16 protein-coding genes are annotated in these 21,506 nt (G+C 42.4%); 7 read left to right on the forward strand and 9 right to left on the reverse strand.

Annotated elements, in window-relative coordinates:
• Positions 1-3 precede the first annotated feature (3 nt).
• Entirely contained in the window at positions 4-1,344 is a 1,341-nt protein-coding gene (gene creD, locus BVC89_RS02415) for a cell envelope integrity protein CreD (RefSeq protein ID WP_086929680.1), read from the forward strand.
• A gap of 57 nt (positions 1,345-1,401) precedes the next feature.
• Here creD and BVC89_RS02420 read toward each other — a convergent pair whose 3' ends face one another.
• Positions 1,402-2,244, reverse strand: a complete 843-nt coding sequence (locus BVC89_RS02420) for an AraC family transcriptional regulator (protein WP_086929681.1) — start codon at positions 2,242-2,244, stop codon at positions 1,402-1,404.
• Positions 2,245-2,456: 212 nt separating this feature from the next.
• Here BVC89_RS02420 and BVC89_RS02425 point away from each other — a divergent pair, with 212 nt between their 5' ends.
• Both BVC89_RS02425 and BVC89_RS02430 read left to right on the forward strand, forming a co-directional pair.
• A complete protein-coding gene (locus BVC89_RS02425) occupies positions 2,457-2,948 on the forward strand; it encodes a YHS domain-containing (seleno)protein (RefSeq protein WP_245929293.1) in 492 nt (163 codons plus the stop codon).
• A 213-nt stretch (positions 2,949-3,161) separates the two neighbouring features.
• Positions 3,162-5,285 (forward strand): two-component system response regulator, encoded by a 2,124-nt coding sequence (locus BVC89_RS02430; protein ID WP_086929683.1) that lies wholly within the window; start codon positions 3,162-3,164, stop codon positions 5,283-5,285.
• Positions 5,286-5,439: 154 nt separating this feature from the next.
• Here BVC89_RS02430 and BVC89_RS02435 read toward each other — a convergent pair whose 3' ends face one another.
• The 8 genes from BVC89_RS02435 to BVC89_RS02470 all read right to left on the reverse strand — a co-directional run bounded on the left by BVC89_RS02435 (position 5,440) and on the right by BVC89_RS02470 (position 14,080).
• On the reverse strand, positions 5,440-5,745 hold the full coding sequence (locus tag BVC89_RS02435) for a YebG family protein (protein WP_086929684.1): 306 nt from the start codon (positions 5,743-5,745) through the stop codon (positions 5,440-5,442).
• Between the two features lie 374 nt (positions 5,746-6,119).
• On the reverse strand, positions 6,120-6,680 hold the full coding sequence (locus tag BVC89_RS02440) for a YfaZ family outer membrane protein (RefSeq protein ID WP_158657755.1): 561 nt from the start codon (positions 6,678-6,680) through the stop codon (positions 6,120-6,122).
• A gap of 324 nt (positions 6,681-7,004) precedes the next feature.
• The gene (locus BVC89_RS02445; RefSeq protein ID WP_245929295.1) at positions 7,005-8,243 is read right to left on the reverse strand and encodes a DUF3570 domain-containing protein; all 1,239 of its coding nucleotides are present in this window, start codon (positions 8,241-8,243) and stop codon (positions 7,005-7,007) included.
• On the reverse strand, positions 8,230-8,469 hold the full coding sequence (locus BVC89_RS02450) for a DUF4266 domain-containing protein (protein WP_086929686.1): 240 nt from the start codon (positions 8,467-8,469) through the stop codon (positions 8,230-8,232). Before BVC89_RS02450 ends, BVC89_RS02445 begins: the two co-directional genes overlap by 14 nt.
• Positions 8,470-8,596: 127 nt before the next feature.
• The gene (locus BVC89_RS02455) at positions 8,597-9,076 is read right to left on the reverse strand and encodes a TlpA disulfide reductase family protein (protein ID WP_425428383.1); all 480 of its coding nucleotides are present in this window, start codon (positions 9,074-9,076) and stop codon (positions 8,597-8,599) included.
• 43 nt (positions 9,077-9,119) lie between these two features.
• On the reverse strand, positions 9,120-9,794 hold the full coding sequence (locus BVC89_RS02460) for an outer membrane beta-barrel domain-containing protein (protein ID WP_086929688.1): 675 nt from the start codon (positions 9,792-9,794) through the stop codon (positions 9,120-9,122).
• Positions 9,764-10,528 (reverse strand): SH3 domain-containing protein, encoded by a 765-nt coding sequence (locus BVC89_RS02465; RefSeq protein ID WP_245929298.1) that lies wholly within the window; start codon positions 10,526-10,528, stop codon positions 9,764-9,766. The genes BVC89_RS02460 and BVC89_RS02465 overlap by 31 nt, the downstream gene beginning before the upstream one ends.
• 321 nt (positions 10,529-10,849) lie before the next feature.
• Positions 10,850-14,080, reverse strand: coding sequence for an HzsA-related protein (locus tag BVC89_RS02470; RefSeq protein WP_086929689.1), 3,231 nt, complete (start codon positions 14,078-14,080; stop codon positions 10,850-10,852).
• Positions 14,081-14,966: 886 nt separating this feature from the next.
• Here BVC89_RS02470 and BVC89_RS02475 point away from each other — a divergent pair.
• The 4 genes from BVC89_RS02475 (at position 14,967) to hpaR (ending at position 21,042) form a co-directional block, all read left to right on the forward strand.
• Positions 14,967-16,214, forward strand: a complete 1,248-nt coding sequence (locus BVC89_RS02475) for a hypothetical protein (RefSeq protein ID WP_086929690.1) — start codon at positions 14,967-14,969, stop codon at positions 16,212-16,214.
• A gap of 3 nt (positions 16,215-16,217) precedes the next feature.
• Complete coding sequence (locus tag BVC89_RS02480) at positions 16,218-18,725, forward strand: LamG domain-containing protein (protein ID WP_086929691.1); 2,508 nt, start codon at positions 16,218-16,220, stop codon at positions 18,723-18,725.
• Between the two features lie 18 nt (positions 18,726-18,743).
• Positions 18,744-20,438 carry a hypothetical protein gene (locus BVC89_RS02485; RefSeq protein WP_086929692.1) on the forward strand — a complete coding sequence of 565 codons (1,695 nt, stop codon included), beginning with the start codon at positions 18,744-18,746 and terminating at the stop codon, positions 20,436-20,438.
• Between the two features lie 160 nt (positions 20,439-20,598).
• Complete coding sequence (hpaR, locus tag BVC89_RS02490) at positions 20,599-21,042, forward strand: homoprotocatechuate degradation operon regulator HpaR (protein WP_245929300.1); 444 nt, start codon at positions 20,599-20,601, stop codon at positions 21,040-21,042.
• The last annotated feature ends 464 nt before the right edge of the window (positions 21,043-21,506 follow it).

The following is a 21,506-nucleotide window of genomic DNA, read 5'->3' on the forward strand; positions in this document are numbered from 1 at the left end:
GCAATGACCAAACAAAGGCAACTGTGGTTAAAAATTGCCACGATTATAGGTTTAATTCTTGTTTTACAAATACCTTTAATCTGGGTGGATAGTGCCATGAGCGAGAGGCAGTATTATCACACCCAAGCGGCAGAAAATATTGCGCAATCATGGAGCCATCGGCAGGTAGTCACAGGACCAATCTTGGTGGTTCCCTATGAAACGCAGTATAAGGAAAATGTATGGGATAAGAACCTTGAAGCTTACGTTACACGTATACGAACAAGACAGAATACTAAAATATTAGTGCCTGAAAAAAACCTTATTAACAGTGATGTGAGTGTTGAACGGCGGTATAGAGGTATTTACAGTGCGCCAGTATATACTTCCCAAATAGATATCGAGGGCCATCTTGACTTAACACCAATCGGCGCTATAAAAAAAGAAGAAGGCTTTGTAAAAATTGGGCAGCCCTCCCTTGTAACCTTTATTAGTGACTTGCGTGGTGTCAGCGAAATCCCTGTTCTCCACTACAATGATAAAGAATTACCTTTCAATGCCGGAACGCCCATTCGCACAGGGCAACAGGGTTTACATGTCGATCTTACTCTAGACGTTTTAACAAGTCTTGATTATGAATTTTCTATAAAGTTGAAGGGCAGTAATGCATTGAGTTTTTATCCTGTTGGCGATAACAATACGGTAAACCTTGTGTCCGCTTGGCCTCATCCAAAATTTAATGGCAAGTTTTTACCTGATACCCGTGAAATTCGTGATAATGGCTTTTCTGTTTCTTGGTCACTTAACTCTCTTTCAAGTAACCTTAATGAAATAATTCAGGCCTGTGAGAGGGGAAATTGCGAAGAATTATTAAATACCTATTTTGGAGTTGAGTTTATTGAACCTATTAGTGCTTACAGCCTTTCAGACCGAGCGGGGAAATATGCACTTTTATTTTTACTCCTTACTTTTGCGGCATTCTTCCTTTTTGAGGTGTTTAAGTCTCTTCTTATTCATCCATTACAATATTTAATGGTCGGTTTATCTCTTTCAATATTCTATTTATTATTAGTCGCATTCAGTGAACATATGAGTTTTACTCTGGCTTACTGGGGCAGCGCTTTAGCATGCATAGGTTTAATTGGTTTTTATTCGTCATATGTACTATGTGGTGCTACAAGAGCAATAACACTTTCTTCTGCATTGTTATTAATATATACCTTGATGTTTTTTATATTAAGGTCAGAAGATTATGCCTTTGTTATGGGAGCTATTTTGTTATTCGCAATATTGACAGCAGTCATGGTGATAACGCGTAAATTTAATTGGTACCGTTTGGGAGAGGTAGTGCCTAAGCAAGGTTAAAGTGTGAGGCCTAGTATTAGAAGCTGTTTCACTAAGCTATGAAACAGCTTTTAGGCCCTAATCTACAGGTTCCATACCTGTTTTTCGTTGTCGCCATTGAGACGGAGAAACTCCTGTCTTTTTCTTAAAGACACGAGCTAATACAGAGCTATTTTCATAACCTACTTTATTTGCTACCCAGTTAACAGGATAACCTTTATCAAGGTAGGTTTGCGCAATGCTAATGCGCCAGTCAGTCAAATAATCTGCTGGAGTTTGATTTAACGTATCCTTAAAGATTTGTGCAAACTTTGACCTGGACATGGCAGCAATACTCGCCATTTCTTCTAAGTTCCAATTTTTCTCCGGCTGTTGGTGTAAAGCTTGTATCAATTTACTGATTTGAGGGTGAGTTAAGCCTCTAAGTAAACCTTGCAGCGATTGTTCCTTCTCAAGAACGTAACGAAGCAATTGGATAATCACGATCTCAGACAGTCTATCTAACATTGGCTGTCTGGCTTGTTGTTCTTGAAATGCTTCTTTAAACAACCAGGCTACAGAATGTTCGAGCATTTCTGATGAAGTCAATGGAACTACCACGAAGTCGGGTAAAGCATTTGCGATTGGGTTACTTGAGCTGGAGCCGATCTCTACCGATGCGCAGACCAATTCGGCATCGCTGTCAGGTTGGCTAACAATACGGTGACTAAAAGGTTTTGGGCAAAAAATGAGTGTTGGCTCATTAACCTCGATGGTAGGATGAATCGTACTTTCGATTTTTACCTGTCCTTGTTTGACAAGGTGTATGTGCCCTTGGTCTACTTGAGGCTCATTAAAATTTGAAATGCCACACATCGCGCCTGTATAAAAAACACGCGCTGAAATCGACAAATGATTGAGTACTCCTGAAAGATTATCCATAGGAATAAGATTAGTGCTCTCTTTATAAAGCCTTCATTATACTCCTGGACGATTTGTTTAGCCTATCGGACGATTGGACGTTTTCACATTTATCTGATCTATATAGTAACCACCATACTGATTAGGGCCTATTTTTACTTTTATCTACACCATCAATAGGCTCTAGACGGAAAACCCATAACTTATCTAATTTGAAATTTATTAAGGAAGTCATGATGATGAACATATCCAAAATATTCCGTGTGATTAGCTTGGTGGTAATGGCGTCTATTGGCAGTGCTGCGTTTGCAGGCCATGCCGCAATCAATACCGATGACAATGATTTAGCAATTAAAGGCTATGACCCAGTAGCTTATTTTACTGATAAGAAAGCAACCAAGGGTAAGGCTAAGTACACAGCGGCGCACGATGGTGCTATCTACCATTTTGCTTCTGCTAAGAATCGCGATTTGTTCCGCGCGAATGCTGACAAATATGCGCCTCAATATGGAGGGTTTTGTGCATTTGGTGTCACCAAAAACCGCAAGTTTAGTGCTGATCCAGAAGCTTGGCGTGTAGTGGATGGTAAGCTGTACCTTAACCTTAACAAGAAAGTACAGTCCATTTGGTTAGAAGATGTTCCTGGTAATATCGAAACTTCTGAAGAAATTTGGCCAGAAATTAAAGGTACCACTGATGCCTACCTTGAAGCGGTAAGCAGCTAATATTTCACATGTTCAAATACACTTACTATTTGTCAGCTTATTTTAATTGTCATGTTACTGGTACATAGTGAGTGTATTTCTTGTCAATACCCTTATTGTTAATATTTTAGAATAACACCCTTTCCTTTCTATTCAATAATCTCATTTCTGCTGGAAGATTCATCAGTTTGTTCTAAGCTCTAAGTTTAGGTATAGAATAAAAGGTGTATTTTTGTGCTGGCAGAGTTTGGAGCTAATGCCGCGTCTCGTAGGTGCTTGGTTGTCGAGAGCTGTGGAACACACCGGCATTACTTTCATCAGATCCTTGATGATTTTCCTATAGATATTCATGAAGTAACAAATGCTCAGCAGGCGGTGGAAGAAATGCCGTTGGAGAAGTTGTTTGCTATTTTCATAGATGTTGAGATGTTAAATATGGATGGTTTTGAACGAGCCAAAAATATCCGTAACAATACATCTTTTCAGCATATTCCTATTTTCTTCATAACTCCTTCTAATTTTTCAAGATCTTCTGTTAATAAGCATTATGAACTTGGCAGAATAGACTTTATAACAAAACCGATTGACGCTCCGACTTTAAAAAATAAAATTGAAATACTATTAGGAATGACCTTGTCTACAGCTATTGACTATAAGATGCTTGCGGATTTACGCAAAAAAGAACGCAGCCAAGAACTGATGTTAAATTATATTGCCGACGGTGTAATTGGCTTTGACTTAAATAGCAAAGTGACATATGCGAATACGGCGGCTTGTACTTTATTAACTATTTCTAAAGAAAATATTTTAGGTATTGATATAAAAGATATCATTAACCCAACGGTAAGTGATGAAGTTTGGCAAAACTCTGATTTTGTACAAACTTTCAAAGAGGGACAATGCAACCATTGTGATGATACATATTTCTGGCGCCAAAAATCTTATAGGTTTCCGGTAGAGTTTACGCAATCTTCCGTGTACTCCGATGATGAAGTTGTTGGTGGTATGTTGGTTTTCCAAGATATTACCGAGCGTAAGGAGATGGCAAAAGAGCTGCTTAAAATTGCCAAGTATGATCAGCTGACAGGCCTGGCAAATCGCACATTGTATTGGGAGTTTCTGGAAAAAGCGATTGAGGTTGCAAAACGTAAGCAAGAAAACATTTATGTATTGTTTATTGACTTAGACCGTTTTAAAGATATAAACGATAGTATGGGGCACGATGCAGGAGATATTTTGTTAGTTCAGGCATCTGAGCGTTTGAAAGGTGTGTTACGTTCTGCTGATTTGGTTTCTCGTGTAGGAGGAGATGAATTTGCAGTTATACTGCATCATGTAGAGTCGGATCATTTTGTTGCCCGTGTATGTGAAAAAATACTCTCAGAGTTTGAGCACAGTTTTAAGGTGTTTAACAACAATACTTATATTGGCTGTAGTATAGGTGTCTCCCGTTTTCCTACTGACGGTGAAAATGCTGGCCTATTAACTAAAGCTGCAGATACAGCTATGTATTCTGCAAAGGCAGCAGGCCGAAATAATTATAAATTCTTCCAAAATAAAATGCATGAGCATGTTACAAGACAATTGCTTATTGCTAATGAATTGAGAGCTGCACTCTATCATCATAGAATTATTCCGTACTTTCAATTGAAGGTAGATATTAATACCGGTTTCTACGTTGGTGCCGAAGCTTTAGCGCGTTGGGTCAAGCCTGATAATGATCTTGTAAGTCCAGGTGTGTTTATCCCTGTTGCTGAAGAAACAGGGCTAATAAATAGCATTGGTAAAGAAATACTTATGCAAGTTGGAAAAATTGCGGAGTCAAGTTTTCTTGCAGCAAAAAATTCAGATTTTAGAATTGCTGTTAATATTTCAGCGAAACAATTAGTAGAAGCCAATTTTTCCTATAACATTTTGAGTATGTTTGATCATAATAATATCGACCCAAAGCATATAGAATTTGAATTGACAGAAACTTCTTTAATGCAGAATAGTCGTCAGGTAAGCCAAGAACTTTATTGTTTAAGGAAAGCCGGTATTCATATTAGTATCGATGATTTTGGTACAGGGTATTCATCTCTTTCTTATATTAAAAACTTACCATTGGATACATTAAAGATTGACCAAAGTTTTGTAAGAGATATTGGACATGACGCCAACGACGAAAAAATTGTTAAGGCAATTATCCAGCTCGCTCACAGTCTTGATTTAAATGTTATTGCCGAAGGTGTGGAGTCAAAATTACAGTTGGAGTTTCTTAAGGGTTTAGGCTGCGACCAAGCTCAAGGTTTCCTATTTAGCAAGCCTGTCCCGTCGGCACAATTCTTATCACAATTACAGCATAAAGATGTAGGCTAGCTATTTTTCTTTATTGTGACGTTTTAACTAGTAGGTAAAAATAAAAAAACCGCCCGAAGGCGGTTAAGGTGATATAACCCAAGTGGCGTTGGGCTGGTGTAAAACTTATATCAATCCAGTTTTTGTGGTAAGCGCACAGAAACTAGGGTATATGTTATTGATTTGCTGCAAGTGAAGTAACGGTACCGCTTTCTTTATCTTCAATAGAATCTTCGGATTCTTCTTTATCCATAATAAGAACAGCGGGTTTGCCTTTACATGCAACGGCTAATTTTTCTCTATGCTTAGCGAGTAAGAGGCCAATGGCTTCGCTTTGTTTTTCGTCTATTTCAACATTCTGCTCGATGAGATAAGTAATATTTGCTGCCAACTCCAGCATTTTGTCGTGTTCTTCGGCGTCTTTTTTGTTGTCAAACATCGCACCATCTCGATCGCATTTCCAAACGGCTACTACGGCCATAGTTGCCTCCTGTTTATTAACTATATATTAATTATTAGTTGATGATATTTTTGATTATAAGTAACCCTGTATATAACTACAGTATCTTCATTTGTTTATAGTTTCAAGTAAAAATATCAATAAACTTTGGGGGTAGCAATCCCCTTGTAATACGACAGGGTAAAATGTGTGCTAAGTATGCGTTGCGGCGGTTTTGTGATCTATTATCCAATTTGTGTTGAATAAGACGTAGCTATAGCGAGACAATATCTAGGCAAGAATAAAGTGATATTAGGGCAAGTGATAGGTTGAACTGTTTAGATGGTGATCATTTGAGCCTGTGTGGTAGGCGAAAGAATCGCCACCAACAGTTTTTGTAGGAAAGATAAATCGCCCTAAAATTGCAGAGTGAAACCTATATGAGCATTGTCATCGAATTCGTAATCAAAGTCGCCCTGTTCGATCTCCAGGAAACGTAATCCGGCATAAACATTGGCATTATCAAACAGTTGATAAGCAACTTTGAAGGTTAACTCTTTCAAATTGTCCAAGTCGTCTGTAATGGCAATACTTGGCGCGTAATAAAGATCAACACCAACAGTAATGTCTGTCAACTGAGGAACTGTGACATCGACAAAACCACCTAGCCCTAGAGCCTGGAAGCTATCAGGGCCTTCTGGGGAGCCATGATATAAACGACCGCCAAAGCCGCCTCTGATGAACTGCTGGCTTCTGAGTCTGCCTTGGGTGCGAACCGTGAAGCTGTAAATCTCGCCATTGTCATCGGTTACCATAGCTGCCGCAGACAAACCTAGGCCTGCGTCTTCTCTACTAAAATTATACTGACCTCGCAGAGCATCATTATTTATATCAACGTTTAAAGATGCTGCGTGAGTTAGTGCGCTGGTGCTTGATGCAAGTGCAAAAAACAAACATGTTTTATGTAGTGTTTTCATAATTTTAAATATATTTGTGTGTGGTGGGGAGAATTGTAACACTAATAATCCTGAACCCCAGATGAATGCATCTCATTTTATATAATTCGATAAGAGAAGCTTTTTATATGTCAAAAATATGTGCAAAAAATTATTATTTTGTGGACAGCTTCATAGACAAAAAACAAGCTTAATTTGTGAAGTATATGGCAGGAATAATTTTGAGATGGAGTAACATAAAATAACTAGCAGTAACACTTTAAGAGCGTTGCTGCTAATTACGAATTACTTAAGGGTGTCTCTGGCAATTGGTTTTTATAGTACTCGTGTGGATAGGGTCTAGAGCTAGTACCATAAAGAGACAAAGATACGTGTTATTTGCGCATCAAACTCGAACAGTGGTTCGCTACCAGGCTGGAATGCACGGCCTCCATCAGCACCGCTACCAGGCTGTGATAAGCGTTTATTACGGAAGTTATCGTAGCTATAGTCAACATGATCGAAAAATAAATTAACTGTGGCTCGATCAAACCAGCCAATCCATTCTTTTTTCAGCTCATAACTCAGCCCAAAACCTATCGTTGTATTATCAAAAGTACTTAACTCTTTGTCACTTGCTCGAAATAGAAATTCATCGCGGAAATTAAATAAATCCGAGTAGAAACTGGCCTGGGTTTGCTCGTAAAAACGATAGCGAAAATCTACTATCCACTTTTCACCGAAGGGGTGGGTATAACGAAACTCATAATTACTAGCCTCAATATCCCAGCTATCAGAGAAAGTACGATACTCAAGTTTTAGTGCGCCTCTCCACGGCATGTAGTACATACTTTTTAATGCATATGCTTCACTATTACGCGTTGTCGGATAGTTTTCCTGTTGCCGTTGCTCTTCGATAACATCCCCTGTGACGCGTCCGATGAAACGCACACTGCGGTAGGGGTTGCGCAGAAATCCTTCATCCACAGAAGCTTCGGCATTCAAGGCTACAATCCAATTTTTGGTAAGTACCTGTGTCCAGCCTATACCAAAACGTTGATGTTCGGCATTACCTTGCAATATACGCCCAGTAATGTCGTCTTTGCCTGAGCCGTTACGGGTGTTTTGGTAGACATCATCTTCGCCACTGGAGTAGCTCATACTAAGTGTCGATAAATCACCAAAAAAATCTTGGCTTAGACTAAGAGCATAACTATTGGCTTCGTAGTCATTCTCACTGCTGTTGGTAAAGCTAGCACTGAAAACAGTCTTATCATGTAAGTAATCGAAGCCTGCACTTGTCTCTGTGCGCTCTTCTTCATAAGCACTCCCTTGCGTAACCACATCGATGGATGCGGCTGAGTTCATATCTACGTAATAGTTGCCCCAGAGAGAAACGGTTTCTTTAAATTGTTTTCTGACAAGAACAGAAGGGCCTTTAAAGGTTGAATCATCACCATCGTAGTTGTGCAGTAAAACATCCGCTCGATCCTCGGGTAATACCGCAGCGCTAACGTAGTTGGCAACACAAAATAGTACAACAAAGCAGCTGCTTATCCGCAGAGTCGTGTGCGCTTTCTTCCATGCAAAATTAATTACACCCACAGCCACCGCCTCCTGAACCTTCAGCACCTATGGCCGCTTCCCTATTGCCAAATCCATGGGTCATAAAACTAGAATCTATTGGGTTGCGATCAAATGACATAATCGCGTCGGCTAAATTATCGCGCTCGTAGGGCTTTACCCAAGGAGAGATAGAGAGGGATGAGCAAGCGCTCATCGCAATAGATAGTAGAATTATTACTACTTTTTTTATGGCCAATCGTTGCATGTGATTACCGTGGTGCGCTATTTTGCTTTAATTCTTTTAACAATTGTTGCTAATAAAATTTTACTTCTATTTACAGTATCCAGAGTAAGCGCATAATGCGCGTCTCTGGAAGGATATTAAATATTAATTAGTTACAACTACGCAGTAATTTTTTGATTCGACTTTTATACGACTTTTCGTCACCAGGAACGTAGCCGCGGTGTAGATAATTCAAATTGCCGTCGCAATCCACCAGTACTGTGCTGGGCATAACGTCTACTTTATAAAGCTCGCTGACTTTACTTGTTGGATCGTAAAGAACAGGGAAAGAAACAGGAATTTCTTTTAGCACTTTATCTGCGAGCTTTTTATCTGCATCAACATTAACACCGAGCAAGGTGAAGCCTGCAGACTCGTATCTTTGTGATAATTTATCGAGTAGCGGCATTTCTTGACGGCAAGGGCCACACCAAGATGCCCAGAAATTAATCATAACGGCACGGCCACGTAAATCAGATAAACGAATGTTCTTGCCTGAGTTCGATTTCAGCGTGAAATCCTTAGCGGGGCCACTCAATTCTTCATGCTTGGCGGAGCGAGCAGTGGCTGTAACAGCCAAGGTACTCATCACAATTGCTAATATAAATCTTTTCATCATGCTTTTATCTCAACTAAAAATACAGCGAAAGCCCGATATGGGTTTCCAAGTTTTGGATGGATTTATCTTCTCCCAAAGCGTTATGGGTAAAGATGTGGTTGCGAAAATCTGCTCGGAAGGCGAGCCAGTCTGTGACGAATAAACGGAAGCCGCCGCCAAAGTTGTAGGTAAAGAATTCATCATCGGCAAAAGAAGTATTACCCGCGCCCAGTATCAAAAAGAAATTGGAATTAAACGCGTAGTTACTTCCCATAAAAATTTCGCCGGGAAATAAATTAACACCTAATGATAAATTGTAGTAATCGACTTCGCGATCATCACCTAAAATATCTACCGTAAATAGACTTTCTACCGTAGCCTCGCCCACTTCTGTGATGCCATAAACGCCTTCTAAGAACCAATCTTCAGATATGAGATAGGACAGGCGATAGCCAAAGACATTATTTGAGCCAAAGTCTTCAAAACTCATCACACCGGCGTAAAAACCAACTTCAAAGTTTTCTGTGTCGATTTTGTCTTCATCTATTTTTCGACGATCTAGACCAGGATCAATAACGGCATCAAGAACGGTTTTTTCGCGGATATCGCTACCATCGTCTTCTTGTGCAAGAGCAACACCTGGCAGTGCTGCTAGCGTTGCTGTCAACAGTAGACGTATTAAAAAAATACGCTGAATCCTGCTTTCCATTCTTCAACCTCTTCATTGTCTTCGCGCTTTGTCAGCAACGTGTGATTATTGTATTCCAACCTGAACAAGAACCTGCGCGATATATAAACGAATGTCCCACCACCAACGGTATAGACAGGATTTTCACGTTCTTCACTTCGCACTAAACTGGAGCTGGGTGAAATCTTAATTTCCCCTGCACCTAGCGTAAAAAACGGTGAAATTTTCCACGATGGAAAAGGTTTATGTACAGCGTTGATACTCAATAGTTTGTTATTTGAAACTGAACTGAAGGTTTGTGTGTACTTCAATTCGGCCGATATATTTTGCGTTAAATTAAACCCTAGGTAGGTTGTCAGCGCGTCGCTACTTTCAAAATTACCGCCCAGGACGCCGAACTCCCAGCGTCGATCTACATAGTCCTGCCAGTTTGGCGCAGAGAAATCTACTTCAGAGCCATCTGGCCCAAGAGTTTTGGATAATTCTGAGCGCTTTATCCATCCCTTGACGCCATCTTTGGTTTCAGCTTTGTACCAATCTGTACGTTTTTTGAACAAGTGTAAGGTTTGCCCTTTTTCGATCACATGAAAAACAGGGTAGCCTCGCCCCGGGCCTGTGCGCATTTCAACATAAGGGTCGCTGACGACAAGATGTAAGCCTTCGTCTACGAAAAAATCCCATATGCCAGCTTGGGCAACTGGCGCCAAACAACATAGGCAGGAAATCACAACGCCAGCAAAACGTTTTATCATCATCCTAATAAACTCAGTGGAACGCCATTGTTAGTTAACATAAAAAGATTTTAGTCGGGCTATGTTAACAAGCATTATGCCTGTTGACACTTTATGTATTATTAATGATGTTGACGCACATTGAAATCTTACGATCGACATGATCTTAAAAAATGTGATTTGCTTGCGGCTGAGTAAATATCTCAAACAGTGATTCCTTAATTCTTAAACAATCGTGGCTTTTTAAGCGACTTTAAATAAAGGCAAAGCTCCGTTGTAGAGCTTTGCACGAATTAAACAGGAGCGCTTACATTAGTGTCAACAGCCCCTTACGTATCAAACGCTTTAATCATCCAGTGCCTTAAATATTTCATTGTAGTATTGCCCACCGATATCTAACCATTCTGAGAAGAGTTTTAATTCCGCTGGTGTCAGGTATCCGTCATGGGGTGCGCCAGGTGCGAAAACATCAAAGAAGCGTTGATTTTGTGGCGCATTGGCTCTGCGAGCAGTGAGATAGCGATCATTATCAACAGCGGGCATTGTTTCTGGAATGGGGATTTGGTTGCCAGCAGCATCTAAAATTGGCACGCCCATGCTATCTCGTTGTACTTCTAGCTCAGTACAGTTAACGTTGAGGCCAGCAGCATCTAGTACGAATGTTACAGTGGTATCACTCAGTGGCGCACATACTGTAGCGCCAGCACCGTCAAGCGCTTCGAATAATAAATTCCCCATTGCATCGACAGAGTTAATACGCCTAAATACTATTTGACCATCCTGTATTACCGGAACCTGATGGATAACTAAATTGCCGCCAGCGTCTAGTATTTGAACGTTATCGCCGGTAGCGAAAAACTCGTCGTAAGCCTTCAAGAACGTCATATTATTGTCGAGGGGTGATACAACAGGAGTAAAGTCAAGTTGCAAGAAATTAACAAAGCGCTGAGTACCAGCTTCTGCTACAAGAATTTCTGAATTAGGTGCCGGTGCTTGGGGGTTACCATCGGGATCGACAGTACTGTGGCAGTTTGTACATGTCACATTGACACTGGCGCCGGCGACCATGGCTGTTCTATCCACTTCAAAGATCGGTTGAATATGGTCCGGATAATCAATCACGATACGGCATAAAGAACTCCACTCACTCAGACAACTGCCGACTAGTACTGGCGGTAATGTTTGCAAATTGTCTGGGCCACCGCGTCCCGTAGTTGCATCTGGCACACCGTAAACTAGCGATATATCTGTACCCGGTGTTGCACCACTGGCTGGATCAGTCCACTCATCGGTATAAGTAATATCCAGCGATGGTAGCAGAGGATCATCTTCAAAGCCGGGGTCTGCTTGACGCACGCGCGCATAATATTGCGCCATCGTTTCACCTATTTCTGGCAATGTATCTGGGGTGTTATAGGGGGTGCCAAAAGGGTCTCTTAGAGCGGTGTTAGGAAATGCAACTTGTGCCAGTGCCCCTTCATTTGCTGATTCAGGCTCGGCATCCATACGACCGTGTGGTGCGGTACTTGCGGCTGTGTGACAGCCGTTACATGTACGCACTTCCCCTGGACGAACATTAAGCCAATTGGAATGGCGAATGCCTAGCGGGCCGTCGACACGACGACCATTAGCATCAATAAATTCCATGCTAAAGGTGACATTGGCAGGGAGTTTGGTCATGACTGAACCATCGGGGAATACTTCAGCGTAGCCAATAATGCCTCGCCCAGGTTGCCCATTTCGCCCTTGTACTAAATCAGCATCGATCTCATACTCATCATCGTGAGGTGCTAGGGCTTCTTCCCAGAAGCGAACAAAGCGCACTTCGCGGCTATCTGTTGGTGTGCGCAATGGATCGGCCATGGCAACAATACCGTCGGCACTGATATCTTGACCGTCAAAATCATAGATACTGCGGATGTGAAGAACACCTACGTTCTCATCGATAAGTTGGCGAGAGAACTCATCTGCACCAGCATCAGGAATAAACGTCGGGGGTGTTCTGGCTTCAAATACCACTGCGTCGGTGAACATTGTGCCCACTTCATTTGCCAATACCACAGGGTCTTGTGTCTGCGTCGCAGGATCGTAAATCCAGACACCGAATTGCGGATCGGAAACCGTGATATTGTCATTATCGAAAGCGTCGCTACTGCAAGGTAAGGAGATAATCTCATCTTGCATAATCTCAACTGGGTCAACGCCGTCTGCTAATGTGTTGCCGTCGCGGTCAACCAGCTCACCATCGATATTGATTAATTGATAGCGAGTATCAACACCAACCACTTCACCATCTTCAACAATATCGTTGTTGACCACACGCACGTAGATACCAAAACGGAAGCCTTGTACTAGGCATGGCATCCAGCTGACCAGCAAGCGGCCAGTATTATCTTCTAGTGGATAAGCAGAGTTAAAATAGCCGTGAGGCGATTGGGATTCCAGTACCACTTCGCCAAAAGAGGCCGATGCTTCAGCCGGTCCTGTGGCGCCCAAGTTAGCACTGGTGGGTTGGGTTAGATCGATATAGTTTTCTGTGTCGACAGTAAATATGTCACCGCCGAGTAAACGAGTAGAACGAGGTCTGTAGGACACCATAATCTGTCCATCCGGCATTTGAACAGGTTTTACCAATGCCCCTTGATCTGGATCGACTTCTTGAGCTCTTGCCCCAGATGGGCTGTGGAAACCATAACTCAGACTGACATTGCTGCCGTCTGGATTCATAGTATAAAGGCTGAGGCGATCTCGGTTGGCTCTTGACGTGTTATCACCGCGTAAAAACATAATGCGGCCGTCATCCAGAATAGTCGGGTAGATATCGTGTCCTCTTCCATAAGATATTTGATCGATAACTTCTCGGTCTTCATCTATACGGTGCAGAGTAAAGGCGCGTCTATCCGAATCACTCTCGGTGGTATAAGAGTATTGTGGTCGGCTTTGATCTAATAGGATTGAGCGCGAAGTTCGTTGGCGTGTAGATGAGAAAACAAGGCTGCCATCGGGCAGGTATACAGGAAAGCGATCTTGTCCCTGTTCGGCGGTAATATCAGATTCAATAACACGGGTCAGCGCATCATTTTCAATATCGTATTCCCATATATTCCAGGTAGGCTGATCCTCGTCATCCACATTGGGGATCTCAGGCGCACGCATAGCGAATGCTAGTTTCGTACCTTCTGGGTTCACACTGAGATCTCGCACGTCATAAAGTGCTGGCGTTGCAGGCTCGGTGCTACCGTCCGGTGGAGGCGTGTCAGGAAAAACATCATCAGTAATGACTCGAGCAGCAGCAGAGACAGAAGCTCTATCTTTTATAAATAGCCTTGCTCCGGGACGAAATGCCGCAGGATCTTGTACGTCATCAGGCAGTATGGCCATGGGCATATTATCTTCTTCCATGCCCAAAGGTACGGGGCGCTCAATGTAGGCAATGGGAAAATCTACAATGACGGGATCGCCTGCTTGGCCTGAACCTGCTCCCTCGGAAGATCCATTATTATTGGATACATCACAGCCATTTAATAGCGCGGCGACAAATAATACTGCTGCTGATGAAAAATATGTCTTCTTCATGTGAGTGATCGCTATACTCGGTGTTTCTCTAGATGAGTTTGGTTTGTCGGGTGTAACTGTTTCGAATGTAATTAATGATGATGTCGTGATTGTAAACAGATTGCCAGCTTGAACGTTGATCTGAAGGCCTTTAAGCCGCTTAGTATTTATCGCGTTAGACAATACTGGTTAGCATATCCCCAGACACGGACACTTTCATAACTCATTCACGCATCATAAGTGTTTTGTTCTACAAAACCTGTGCCTATTTTTAAACAAAATTATAATAATTTGTATTTTTTGAGAACTTAAATAGGTTTTTTGTTGCCCTATCGCCATTGTGCTTAAAAAACAGGCTAAACTGGCACTTCAATTAAGGCTAGATAACTGCATTCTAAATCATGGGTTTTTAGCTAAGTGAAATAATTTTGAGATCAAGGCGTAAATTTTGTGACATGATTCTCATCTTGGGTGCTCACTAGTGAACTCTGATCAAATGTTTATCTTTTCGGTATGTTTCCTGCGTTTCTATTGTTGAATGAGAAAATGTTTTGACAGTGGATATTGTGCGCAAAAGCCCGCCATATAAGGCTTTCGACCAGTTGTTGCTGGCTTTTTTGACAAAAATTGTCATATTTTGGGAATTAAAAATGACAATTTGTGTCAGCAAAAAAACAAAAAATGTCACTTTATAGAAGCAAATAAAGACATGCGAAGTATTTGAAATATAGAAGGAATTATATAAAAGGGGATAAATGGCGCAAGATTTTAACAATCTTAGAAAGCCAATAACCAACAAGTAATTCAAGGCAAGGAAATTAAGTTAAAGGATTTAAATTTGGTAAACACAGCACTTTGCTAAGAGACGTTATATAAAGGGCTAACAAAAAATTAAGGCAGTTGTGAGATGACAATAAAACTAGGTGAATATCAGCGCCTCTGCAGGAGGTTTAAAGCATCGACGCTGATCTTGGGTATCGCAGGACTGATCTATGGATCAGTGGTTAATGCAACACCTGAAGATCAAGCTAAGCGTATACATGATCGATTAACAGGCAATTTACCGAGCCAGTCAATTTTAAGCCAGATGGTAAATCTGATTAACACTGGTGGTGCCAATGGTGGTTATCAAGCAGCTCGGTTGGCGATTGATAATGATGCAGATCACAGCTTTTATAATGTAACCCTGAAGAACTGGGCCTCTCCCTGGACAAATCGTGAGTCCGACGCCTTCGCGGATCTCAATGATTATACGGCAACTGCCATCGGCTATGTCCGTGATGAGAGAGATTTTCGCGGTCTTTTATATGAGGATGTGTTGTATGTAGGTAATGGGCCTTCAGCCTCTTACGCCGTCAACAATAATAATCACTATATGGAGCTTGAAGCTGGTCTCGAACTTAATGGTGACCCTGGCTTTAGCTTAAAAGATGACCTAGAAGCGCGCCCTCAATCTTCACTAGTTCCTGCCTTTGCTAGTGGTGGCGCTTCTGGTGTGGTAACTTCTCGCGCAAGCGCCAAAGCCTTTCTAATTGCCGGAACTAATCGCGCAGCTTTCCGTTTTACCTTACTCAACCATCTTTGCTTAGACTTAGAACAAGTGCACGATGTGACCAGAATACCTGACCGTATAAGACAGGATGTGTCGCGCAGCCCTGGTGGCGATTCGCGTGTATTTTTGAATAACTGTATCGGTTGTCACAGTGGTATGGATCCTCTGACTCAATCTTTGGCATATCACAATTATGCCTTTGATGCTGAAAATGATCCTACGGGAGAAAATGGTCAGGTTGAGTACACCGCTGGCACAGTGCAATCAAAATATTTCAACAACGATGCTACCTTTGCCCCAGGCTATAGAACGCCTGATGATTCTTGGGCCAACTATTGGCGCGAGGGTAAAAATGCGGTGATCGGTTGGGATACCTCCTTACCAGGACGAGGCACAGGTGCAAGCTCCATGTTTCAAGAGTTGGCGAATACTCAAGCATTTGCCCAATGCCATGTAGAGCGTGTCTTTAAAACAGTATGTTTGCGTACGCCTCATAGTAGTGAAGATCTAGCACAAGTGAGTTCTTTAGTGAGCGAGTTTCAGGCAGACGGTAACCTGAAGCATATTTTTGCCAGTTCCGCCAACTACTGTAAGGGAGAATAAATCATGAGGCTTACAGCAATAAAAAGATTTTCCTCTCTTATTTCTGCCGTAACGTTTGCCACACTTGTTGGTTGTGGCGGTGGTGATAGTGGTCAACAGAACGAGGCAGGCACGCCTCCGCCTCCCACCTCTGAAGACACCGGACTTGTTTATAATGGCCCTGCGGCAGCAACTGACGATGTGCTGCAATTTAGAATAAACCTGTGGAACAATGTTGCCGGCGATGATCGCTGTGGTGCTTGCCACAACGAGGTTGTTGGTCAAGAACCACTATTCATGCGCCGTGATGATATTAACTTGGCCTATGAGGCAACTTTGCCTTTAGTGGATAAGGCAACACCTGTCCTCTCTCGCTTGGTTGAACGTGCCGCAGAAGGTCACAACGCTTGGAGTCCAGCAGCTGCAGATATTCTGCAAAACTTCATTCAATCTTGGGCCACGGCAACTGGTGCCAGCAGTAATGCTATTGTGCTCACTGCACCCGAGGAACGTGAGGTTGGTGCTACACGCCGTTTGCCCACTGATTCGGCCGCGTTTAACACCTATATCTATCAGCCCATTCTCGCCAATACCGCGACAGGCAATTGTATCGAGTGTCACTCCGAAGACAGTGCTACACGTCAGCAACCATTTTTTGCTAGCCGTAACATTGATACAGCATATTTTGCTGCTCGCACATTGATTGATGTTAATAACCCTGCCAGCTCACGTTTTGTTAGACGAATGCAGGAAGGTCATAACTCATGGGCTGATCCATCGGGAACCTTGCTACCGGCAGCATATAGTGCACAAGAAATGTTGGCGGCAATCAATAACTTCGTGAATAACGGCGTCGCTGATCCAGAGCCAATCAATCCCGACTTCCTTGTTAGCCGGGCGATTAACATTATTGAAAATGGTGTGATTGCCAGCAGTGGTGGTCGCTTTGATACTGACACTATTGCTCTTTACGAATTTAAACAGGGAGCGGGCTCTGTTGCCTTTGATACCAGTGGTGTCGATCCCGCATTGGATTTGAATCTGACACCATCTGTTGACTGGGTCGGTTCGTTTGGTATTCGGATTAAAGACAATGGCAAAGCAACCGGCACTACTATCGCAAGTAAAAAGCTCAATGACCTAATTCGCTTAACAGGTGAATATTCTGTTGAAGCTTGGGTTGTACCTGGCAATGTGACTCAAGAAGAGTCCCGTATCATTACCTACTCCGGTGGTACGAATGCCCGTAACTTTAGCTTGAATCAGAATCTGTATGACTATCGGTTTTTAACTCGCTCTGAAAATTCTGATGAAAACGGCATGCCCTCTTTAGATACTCCATCGGCAGATGAAGTCTTGCAAGCAACTTTGCAACACGTGGTGGCGACTTATGACCCTGTTGAGGGACGACGTATCTATGTTAACGGTGAGCTTATATCGCAAGATACTAGCGATGAGTTTGCCGGTAATATCAATGACTGGGATGACTCTTTTGTCCTAGTGTTAGGTAATGAGCCGGATAATGCTCGCCCTTGGGAAGGTACCGTCAGATTGCTAGCTATTCATAATCGAGTGTTAACTGAAGAGCAAATCACAGCTAACTTTGATGCTGGTGTTGGTCAGAAATACTTCTTGCTATTCGGTGTTTCTCACTTGGTGGATATGCCTCAGGCTTATGTAGTGTTTTCAGTTGAAGTCTTCGATGACTACAGTTATTTGTTCAGTTCGCCTTTCTTTATCAGCTTAGATCGAGATGCGGTGCCTTCAGGCGATATTAATATCCAAGGTATGCGTATTGGTATTAATGGTAGTGAGGCTGATATAGGCCAAGCATTTGCCAATATAGATGTCACTGTCAACGCAGGTAATTACAGCTCAGAAGTAGGGGTGCCTTTGTCGACTACACCTACAGGTACACTTATTGGCTTGGAAGAAGGACAGCTTAATGACTTGTTCTTCTTAACTTTCGAGCAGATTGGTAGCAACACTTATAATCGTCCAGCTGATCCGACTCCGGCGGCGGCTGCGCCAGTGGCGGCGGAAACACAGCCTGACTTCGGTTTACGCTTATTTGATGAAATATTCCAAAACCTATCGGCCATAACCACAGTGCCTTCCAGCCGTGTATATGATTTTTACACAAGTGAAGTGCGCCGTTCACTACCTGGTGCTGTTGCCCCTAACGCTTTCTTATCGTCACAACAGTCGGCCATCACACAGTTATCGCTGGCGTACTGCTCTGAGCTGATTAATGATAATGCACTGCGCAGTTCGTACTTTGGCAATTACGGTGATCTTAGCACTCCTGCGATGATGGATGCGCTGATTGATCCTCTGCTTGACCGTATGTTGATAGTAGGGGGTGGCACTTTTGCCACACAGCCAGATGCCGATGACATTAAAGACAAACTGGTTAATGCAGCGCCTGAACACCAGGGCTTGTTGCCTAAGCTGCAAACCAATAACCAAAATACCAAGGCTATCGCGGTATGTACTTCCGTACTTGCTAGCGCAGCCATGTTAATGCAATAGGAAAGGGTGGACGAAATAATGGCGAAGAAAAGTTTGTTTAAAGGCCTCGATGAACCCTTGATGCATAATTGTCATCCAAGGCCAAAAAGTCGACGGGAGTTTCTCGCGCAGGGTTTTACTACTGGTATGGGAACATTAGTTGGTGGAAGTTTATTTGGCACCTTGGCCGCTTCCATGCCAGCAAATGCCCAGTTATCCGCTGATATTGCCCAACGTATCAATGACTGCGGTATCACAGGTGGTAACGGTAAAGTGCCTTTCATTGCCTTCGATTTGGCTGGTGGCGCTAATACCGCAGGCTCTAACGTATTGGTTGGCGGCCCCGGCGGCCAGATGGATTTTCTCAGTACTGCTGGTTACGCACGCCAAGGTTTGCCAGGTGATATGGTGCCTGGTGCAACCGAAGCTGGCGACAGCGAAACAGGTACGAGTAATGGTGACCACACAGATACAACATTAGGGCTGGCATTTCATTCAGATAGTGCATTTTTACGCGGTATCCTAGATAAAACGTCTGTCGAGTGTCGTGCTAATGTGAATGGCTTTGTTATGCCTTCGCGTTCGGAAAACGATACTGGCAACAATCCACATAACCCTATCCGAGGTATTAACTTAGCCGGTGCTAAGGGTGATTTGGTTTACTCGGTGGCTTCCCGTAATAACGATGTTGGTGGCGGTAACTCACGTTTGCCGAATAAATTTATGCAGTCCACATCGCTAGTGGACTTCGATGAGTTAAGGGAAACAAAAGTCGATCGCAGAACTGATGCCCTCGGTTTAGTGCAAGTCGGAACCTTTGATGGCCTCAGTGCTCAAGAAGTGGTTGCTGTAATGGAAACTGTTTCGCGTATGAGTGATCTAAAGCTGGACGCACCTGGTCTTGCTGGCCTAGATGCAGCATTACGTGAGCGTCTCAAGTGTACTTATGTTGAGACTGCCGGCTTAGCAAATGATTACGATGATCCTAGTGTTCTAGATATTGCGGTTGATCCAGATATTGTCGATATTTTCACTAGTGGCGACGCAGGCGCAACACCTGGTGATCAGCTTAATGATCGAGAATTCCAAAAAACAGCGGCAGTGATGAAGTTGGCTGTTGGTGGGCCTTCGACAACTGTTAGCTCTTATGCTGGTGCAGGACATATTTCCATGGGTGGCTATGATTATCATGGACAAGGTCGTGGCACTGGTGAAGTGCGAGATCTGCGTGCTGGTCGTGCTATGGGTGCGGTATTGGAATATGCCCATCGTCAGCGTGTGCCTGTGATGATCGCTCTCTATAGTGACGGCTCTTTATCTGCGAATAATCAAATTGAAAACGGTTTAGGTCGTGGCAAATTCATGTGGCAAGGGGATAACCAAGATACTCGCTGCCAGTTTTGCTTGGTTTACGATCCCGAAGGACGCCCAGTTATCAAAGGTGCCACACCAGAAGAGCAAGCGGTGCATCAGCAGCTAGGTTATATGAATCCAGATGGTAACGTTAATACAGGAAGTAGTCCGATGGCGAATAACGCTGAAAATGGCGTTGACTGCATTGTATTGAACTATATGGCACTGCACGGTGAGGAAGCGAATTTCGCCTCTTTATATGCGAATAATGGTATCCCACAAAACTTGGGCTCCGGCGCTCAGCTTGATCGTTATATTGCATTTGAAAAGTTAGATTCTGTCGGCGACGATGGAGTATTGACTCGCAGTTCGACAACTTAAATATTAGTTAACTAAAGATTTCACCACTCTTCCAAAGGAGTTCTAGGGCGCATTTTGCGCCCTTTTTTTTATTTTCATATTTTTATTAAAAAAAAATCATTTGTTGTCCTCAATTAACAAGTAAAACATAATAGAGTTGTCTATTATAAAAGGTACGTTAATGGGCGAGACAAAGGAAATGGCCACAGATATTGAATCTATTTCTAGTTTACTTTTAAAAGCACGCGAGAATACAGTCGCTTATATTAAACCTGTATTGACTCGTTATGATATGACTGAGCAACAATGGAGGGTGATTCGTGAGTTACACAAGCACAGTGAATTAAATGCGCAACAACTTGCACATGAAAGTGGGATTTTAAGCCCCAGTCTGTCAAGAATTCTTGCGCGTTTCTCTGATGATGGCATTGTGGTTAGAAAAGCAAACCGCTATGACCAGCGGGCGCAAAACATTCGTTTAAGTGCTAAGGGAAAGAGGTTGCACAGTAGAATTCAACCTGAAGTTGAAAAGAAACATACTGTTATGGAAAAAGATGTAGGTGGAGATAAGCTCTCACGTCTGCAGAATCTTTTAAGTCAAATAACAAATAATTTAAACGATTGATTTAAGCTCTGTTAACAGGTTTGCTTACTGCTATACATAGCCTTATGGCTATATTTGGGGGAAAGGTCAGGGTATTACTCTGATCTTCTTACGCATATCTTATACTCTATTTCTTTAGTAAATAGCCTCGTATCAAAAATAAATTAAGTTCGCTAGCAGTAAACCATAACCTCTGTGATTATGAGCGTTTAGGTTTTTGTAGTGAAATATATAGCTAATTCTATTGTGTATGAAAATTTTGTATTGAATCTCTTTTGCGCAAGGTTGGTGTGTTCTTGTGAAGATATATGCCGGCTATTTGATGCATATGTTAAATGATTTACCGATACTGATGTTGTATTACTTTTTTAAGCAAACTTACAATGCGGCAGTAAATATTTAACATGTTGCAAACCTACAATAACTAAAATATTTTAATTTATTTCAGACTGATAAATTTTAATTATTTCTCTTGGTATACAATA

The sequence above is a fragment of the Agarilytica rhodophyticola genome (genome assembly GCF_002157225.2).
Lineage (GTDB): Bacteria > Pseudomonadota > Gammaproteobacteria > Pseudomonadales > Cellvibrionaceae > Agarilytica > Agarilytica rhodophyticola.